The sequence below is a fragment of the Kitasatospora sp. MBT63 genome (assembly GCF_000710465.2).
GTDB lineage: Bacteria > Actinomycetota > Actinomycetes > Streptomycetales > Streptomycetaceae > Kitasatospora.
Map to the genome: position 1 here is coordinate 1 of NZ_JAIZ01000020.1, position 6,726 is coordinate 6,726.

General features: G+C 73.8%; 6 protein-coding genes. All 6 read right to left on the reverse strand.

Features of this window, described 5'->3' with window-relative positions; all coding sequences use genetic code 11:
- Positions 1–61: 61 nt before the first annotated feature.
- Positions 62–751: a DUF4191 domain-containing protein gene (locus AA75_RS01485; protein WP_033817826.1), complete on the reverse strand. Its 690-nt coding sequence runs from the start codon at positions 749–751 to the stop codon at positions 62–64.
- 148 nt (positions 752–899) lie between these two features.
- Positions 900–1,103 (reverse strand): hypothetical protein, encoded by a 204-nt coding sequence (locus AA75_RS01490; protein WP_033817827.1) that lies wholly within the window; start codon positions 1,101–1,103, stop codon positions 900–902.
- Positions 1,104–1,295: 192 nt separating this feature from the next.
- Positions 1,296–2,249, reverse strand: coding sequence for a lipoyl synthase (locus tag AA75_RS01495; RefSeq protein ID WP_033817828.1), 954 nt, complete (start codon positions 2,247–2,249; stop codon positions 1,296–1,298).
- 119 nt (positions 2,250–2,368) lie between these two features.
- On the reverse strand, positions 2,369–3,166 hold the full coding sequence (gene lipB, locus AA75_RS01500; protein WP_082526166.1) for a lipoyl(octanoyl) transferase LipB: 798 nt from the start codon (positions 3,164–3,166) through the stop codon (positions 2,369–2,371).
- A 135-nt stretch (positions 3,167–3,301) separates the two neighbouring features.
- The gene (locus AA75_RS01505) at positions 3,302–5,227 is read right to left on the reverse strand and encodes a GAF domain-containing protein (RefSeq protein ID WP_051811557.1); all 1,926 of its coding nucleotides are present in this window, start codon (positions 5,225–5,227) and stop codon (positions 3,302–3,304) included.
- Between the two features lie 82 nt (positions 5,228–5,309).
- Positions 5,310–6,674, reverse strand: a complete 1,365-nt coding sequence (locus AA75_RS01510) for an MFS transporter (RefSeq protein ID WP_033817829.1) — start codon at positions 6,672–6,674, stop codon at positions 5,310–5,312.
- Positions 6,675–6,726: the final 52 nt, after the last annotated feature.

The following is a 6,726-nucleotide window of genomic DNA, read 5'->3' on the forward strand; positions in this document are numbered from 1 at the left end:
TCGAACGGCCCCGTCGCGATCTCTCGCGGCGGGGCCGTGGTGTCAAACGAAGCAGGCGGGGTCAGCGGGCCTGGCCGCCCTTGGGCATCCGGGCACCCTTGGGCATCGGGCCCTTGGGGATCGGCGCCTTGGAGAGCAGGTCGCCCAGCGCGCGCAGCCGGTCGTTGGTCTCGGTGACCTGGCCGGGGGTAATGGCGCGCGGCAGCCGCATCAGGTGGATCTGCAGCTTCTTCAGCGGGATCTCACCCTCCCCGTTGCCGACCATGATGTCGTGCACCGGGACGTCGCCGACGACCTTGGCCATCTTGCGCTTCTCGGACGCCAGCAGCGGCCGGACCCGGTTCGGGTTGCCCTCACCGATCAGCGCGATGCCCGCGCGGCCGACCGCCCGGTAGACCGCGTCCTGGTTGCGGGTCACCGCGACCGGCGTGGTGTTGGCGCTCCAGCCGCGGCGGATGTTGTCCAGCACCGCCGCGACCGCGCCGGGCTGGCCCTCCATCTGTCCGAAGGCCGCCCGCTCCGCCCGGCGGCCGAAGACGATCGCCATGGCCAGGAACGCCACGATGAAGCCCAGGATGCCCAGGTAGATGGGGTGACCGATCAGGAAACCGATGGCGAGGAACACGCCGAAGGTGAGGAGGCCGATGCCTCCGATGATCAGGCCGATCTTGGTGTCGACCTTCTTGGTCATTTGGTACGCCGTGCGGATCTGCTGCAGCCGCCCGGGGTTCACGGATGATTCCCTCGCCATACCGGCCATGGTACGTGTGGCAGGTACGGGATATCCAAGGGCGGTGCCGGTTCGTGACCTGCGTCTTCCCCGGAGTCCCCGCCGGACCGCCGCCCGCGCGGCGCTCCCCGGGCCGCGGTACCGCCGCCGACCGGGGCCCTGCCGCGGGTCAGACCCGCGGGCCGGCCGCGGCGGACGGCACCGCGTCCTGCACCCGGTCGGCCGCGTGCCGCCGGTTCTCGCACACCGCCGACCAGGCGTTGCGCCGCGCGCCGCCCAGCAGGGCGCGCTCCGCCAGCCGCACCGCGTCCCCGACCGAGCGGACCCGGCCGATGCCCCGGCCGGTCCGTACCGCTCCGATTCCTGCCTGCATCTCGCGTGCTCCCGTAGCTGTCGAGGTGGATCCGACACCGTTCATGGTGGCCCACCGGTGTTGCCGACCGGTGACCCCGGCGTCAAAGGCCGATGAAGACCGGGCCCGTCGGCGTGTTGCGGGCACGCCGGACGGGCCCGGACACGGCGACGGGGCGGGCCCGACCGGACCCGCCCCATCATCGGACGAAACTCAGACCGCTGCCTGCGCGCGGTGCTCCAGCGCCTGCCGGTACAGCCGCCCGGCGCGGTACGAGGAGCGCACCAGCGGGCCGGACATCACACCGGCGAAGCCCAGCTCCTCGGCCTCCTGCTGCAGCTCCACGAACTCGTGCGGCTTCACCCAGCGCTCGACCGGGTGGTGGCGCAGCGACGGCCGCAGGTACTGGGTGATGGTGATCAGCTCGCAGCCGGCCCCGACCAGGTCGGCCAGCGCCTGGCTGACCTCCTCGCGGGTCTCGCCCATGCCCAGGATCAGGTTGGACTTGGTCACCAGTCCGGCCGCGCGCGCCTGGGTGATGACGTCCAGCGAACGCTCGTACCGGAACGCCGGGCGGATCCGCTTGAAGATCCGCGGCACCGTCTCGACGTTGTGCGCCAGCACCTCGGGCCGGGAGGAGAAGACCTCGGCCAGCTGCTCGGGCACCGCGTTGAAGTCCGGGATCAGCAGCTCGACACCGGTCCGGCCGGCCTGGCGCTCCGCGGTCATCGCGTGCACCTGGCGGACGGTCTCGGCGTACAGCCAGGCGCCGCCGTCGGGCAGGTCGTCACGGGCGACACCGGTGATGGTGGCGTAGTTGAGGTCCATCGTGACGATCGACTCGGCGACCCGGCGCGGCTCGTCCCGGTCGAAGTCGGCGGGCTTGCCGGTGTCGATCTGGCAGAAGTCACAGCGGCGGGTGCACTGGTCGCCGCCGATCAGGAAGGTCGCCTCGCGGTCCTCCCAGCATTCGAAGATGTTGGGGCAGCCGGCCTCCTGGCAGACCGTGTGCAGCCCCTCCTTCTTCACCAGCGACTGCAGTGCGTTGTACTCCGGGCCCATCTTCGCCCGGGTCTTGATCCACTCGGGCTTCCGCTCGATGGGGGTCTCGGCGTTCCGGACCTCGAGGCGGAGGAGCTTCCGGCCGTCGGGTGCGACAGCGGACACGTGCGACTCCTAGGACTAGACGGGGTACCCCCAGGGTACGCCTGTGCATTCATCGGTTGTGCCGGGCCCGGCCCTGCAATCGCAGGGCAACAACCGGAACCCGGTCTGGATTCCCTACCTCAGCGGGTGAGGGCGGGTTCCGGCAGCTCGGCGAGGACCGCCGACAGGTGCCGCTCGACCGCGGGCAGCGCCTCGGCCACGGTGAAGTCCCGGCCCAGCTCGGAGCTGACCGAACCCACCCCGGCGTCCCGGATCCCGCACGGCACGATCTTGTCGAACCAGGTCATGTCCGGGTCGCAGTTGAGCGCGAACCCGTGCATCGTCACCCCGCGCGCCACCCGGACGCCGATCGCCGCCAGCTTGCGGTCGTCGCCGCGCTGACCGGCGTTGGAGGGCGCGTACTCCGGCCCGGCCAGCCGCGGGTCGATCCCCAGCGGCAGGCCCATCCGCAGCGTGAGCTTGCCGATCTCCACCACCTGGGACGGGTCCACCACCGCGTCCGGGATCTCCGCACCGAGCTTCCACACCCCGCTGCGGCCCTCGATCCGGGTGGTCTCCACACCGAACTCGGCGCAGGCCCGGATCAGCGCCTCCTCCAGCCGGCGCACGTACGCCACCACGTCGATCGGGTCCGGCAGCTTCACGATCGGGTAGCCCACCAGCTGGCCGGGACCGTGCCAGGTGATCTCACCGCCGCGGTTCACCTCCACCACCGGCGTACCGTCCAGCGGCAGGTCGGCCGGGTTGGTGCGCTTGCCCATCGTGTACACGGGCGGGTGCTCCAGCAGCAGCACGGTGTCCGGGATCTCGTCCGCCACCCGCAGCGCGTGCAGCCGCTGCTGCTCGGCCCAGGCCTCCTGGTACGGCACCGCAGCCTCGCCGGTACCCAACCGCACAAACCGTATCCGCTCGCTCACCGCTGCTCCTTGCCAGGCGTTCGAGACCAACCTCGTCACTGTACGCCCCGCGCCGCGGCACCCTTCAAGGCGCGGGGTGCACAGCGCGGGGTGCGCACGGTGCGGGGTGCACGGTGGGGAGCGCGGTCGGGGGGCTCAGGGGGCGGCGAGCAGTTGCAGGCGCAGCGCGAGGTGGAGTTCGAGAGCGCGCTCGGGGTGGTTCCAGCCGGGGCCGAGCAGCGCCTCGACCCGGTCCAGGCGCTGGACCACGGTGTTGACGTGGACGTGCAGCTGGTCCTTGGCACGGGTGAGGCTGCCGCCGCTGTCGAAGTACGCCCGCAGGGTGCGCACCAGCTCGGTGCCGCGCCGCGCGTCGTAGTCGATCAGCGGGCCGAGCGCGCCGGTGACGAACGCGTCCACCTCGTGGCCGTCGCCGAGCAGCACCCCGAGGAACCCGAGGTCGGCCGCCGAGGCGCCGTCCCCCTCCCGGCCGAGCACCCGTAGCGCGCGGACGCAGCGCACCCCCTCGGCGTGGGCGGCGGCCAGTGCGGCGGGCCCGGCGGCGGGGCGGCCGACGCCGACGGTGACCGGGGCGCCGGTGAGCCGGGCCAGCCGGTCGGCGGTGTCGCGGGCGACCCGGCCGGGTGCGGTGCCGTCCTCCGGGAGCAGCAGGACGACGGCCTCGCCGTGCTCGGCGCTGATCCCGCGCGAGCCGAAGAGGTGGCGGGCGGCGGCGCCCGCCAGCCTGGTCCGGCCGTCCGGGGTGGTGTCGGCGACCAGCGCCAGGTGGGGGCGGGCCAGGTCGACGCCGAGCCGGCGGCCGCGCGCGGTCAGGCCGGCGGGGTCGCGGTCGGGTGCGGTGAGCAGGTCGGTGAGCAGTTCGCCGCGGATCCGGTTCTCGGTCTCGGCGACGGACCGCCGCAGCAGCAGGAGCAGGGCGGTGACGACCCCGGCCCGTTCGAAGATCCGCCGGTCGGCGTCGTCCAGGTCGGGGCGGCCGTGCAGGGCCAGCCCGCCGAGCAGCTCCTGTCCGGCCAGGACGGCGCAGACCCAGCCGTCCCCGTGCCGGACCGCGCGGGCCTCGCCGCGGGAGGCGGAGAGCGCCCGGGCCAGGTCCTCGGCGGCGGCCGGGCGGCCGGTGACCGGGCGGCCCTCGCTGTCGTGCACCGAGACCTCGCCGCCCAGCAGGGCGGCGACCTCGGCCGCCACGTCCGCCACCTCGGCGCCGCGCAGCACCAGGTCGGTCAGCCGGTCGTGGGCCTGCTCGGCGCGCTGGACGGCGGCGGCGTGGGCCTTGATGACCTCGTTGGCGCCGGCCAGTTCGGCCAGGGCGGCGCGGGTTCCGGCGAGCGACTCGGCGGTGTCCAGGGCGATCGCGGCGTGGGCGGCCAGCGTGCACAGCAGCGCCACCTCGTCGGGGGAGAAGGTGCGGGCCGAGCGGTCGGCGGCGAACAGCACGCCGATCACCCGGCCGCCGAGCAGCAGCGGGACGCCGATGATCGCGACCAGGCCCTCGTCCAGCACCCCGGCGTCGATCCGGCCGGTGTGCCGGAACCGTCCGTCGGTGCGGTAGTCGGGGGTGGCGTACGGGCGGGCGGTCTGGGCGACCAGGCCGCCGAGTCCGTCGCCGAGGCTGAGCCGCAGGTGCTGGAAGAGCGCGGACACCGAGCCGTCGGTGACCCGCATGTAGGTGTCGCCGGCGGCCTCGTCCGGCAGGGTCAGGTAGGCGGTGTCGGTGCCCAGCAGCATCCGGGCCCGGCGGACGATCGCCTGGAGCACGGAGTCCAGGTCGCGGGAGGCCGCGAGGTCGCCGGCGGTGTCGAAGAGCGCGGTCAGCTCGGTCTCCCGGCGGCGGTGCTGACGCAGGGTCCGGTGCACCCGCAGGGCCTGCCAGGTGGCGTCGTCGATCTCGGCGAGCACCTGCGGCGGGGCGCCCCGGTGGCGGGCGTCCGCGAGCACCGCGGCGAAGTCCTCGGTGGCCGCGCCGGTGGCCAGCAGGTCGAGCAGCCGGCGCAGGGCCGGGGCCGCGGTGGCCTCCGGGGCCCGGGCGCCGGGTACGGAGCTGGTGTCGGGGTGGTCCATGGTGCGGGACATCGTGCCAGTTCTCGGTGGAGGGCGGAACGGCCCGGCGCGGATGGCGGAGCGCGCCGGGCCGTACGGGGGCTCAGACGGTGACCGCCTGCCCCGCCGCGCGGTCCCCGGCCGGGCCGGAGGGCTCGATCGCGGCCAGGTCGCGGCCCCGGGTCTCGCGGGCGCACAGCACGGCGAGGACGGTGACCGCGGCGGCGATGGCGACGTAGACGGCGATCGGGGTGGCGCTGCCGTAGTCCTTGAGCAGCGCGGTGGCGATCAGCGGCGCGGGGGCGCCGGCGGCCACCGAGGAGAACTGGGCGCCGATGGAGGCCCCGGAGTACCGCATCCGGGTGGCGAACAGCTCGGAGAAGAAGGCCGCCTGGGGGGCGTACATCGCGCTGTGGAAGACCAGGCCGACGGTGACCGCCAGCACCAGCGAGCCGAAGTCTTTGGTGTCGACCAGCCCGAAGAAGACGAACGCCCAGACCCCGACGCCGACCGCGCCGACCAGGTAGACGGGCTTGCGGCCGACCCGGTCGGAGAGCGCGCCGAAGACCGGGATCAGGGTGAACTGGATCGCCGAGCCGATCAGGACGGCGTTCAGCGCGGTCTGCTTGGGCAGGTGGACGTGGCCGACGGCGTACGCCAGCACGAAGGTGGTCATCACGTAGTACGAGATGTTCTCGGCCATCCGGGCGCCCATCGCCACCAGCACGTCCCGCCAGTGGTCGCGCAGGACGGCGACCAGCGGCGGCCGCTCCTCGCGGCCGCGCGCCTCGGCGGCCGCCAGCGCCTGCTTGAACAGCGGCGACTCGTCCACCGACAGCCGGATCCACATCCCGACCATCACCAGCAGCGCGGACAGCAGGAACGGGATCCGCCAGCCCCAGGCGAGGAAGTCGGCGTCGCTCTGCACGGTGGTCAGCAGCGAGAGCACACCGGCGGCCAGCAGGTTGCCGGCCGGGGCGCCGCCCTGCGGCCAGGAGGCCCAGAAGCCGCGCCGCCGCTGGTCGCCGTGTTCGGAGACGAGCAGCACCGCCCCGCCCCACTCGCCGCCCAGCGCGAAGCCCTGGACCAGCCGCAGCGCGGTCAGCAGCAGCGGTGCGGCCACCCCGATCTGGCGGTACGTCGGCAGGCAGCCGATCAGCGTCGTCGCCCCGCCCATCAGCAGCAGGCTCAGCACCAGCAGCCGCTTGCGGCCGATCCGGTCGCCGAAGTGCCCGAACACCAGGGCGCCGAGCGGCCGGGCGGCGAAGCCGATCGCGTAGGTGAGGAAGGAGAGCAGGGTGCCGGTCAGCGGGTCGCTGTTGGGGAAGAAGACCTTGCCGAAGACCAGGGCCGCGGCCGTGCCGTAGAGGAAGTAGTCGTACCACTCGATGGTGGTGCCGATCAGGCTGGCACCGACCACCTTCCAGAGCCGGGAGCCGTTTCTCGCGTCGTCGGGGGAACTGGCCATCAGGGTCACCTCGGGGGGTTGCGGGACGGGACGGGACGGGACGGGGCGGGAC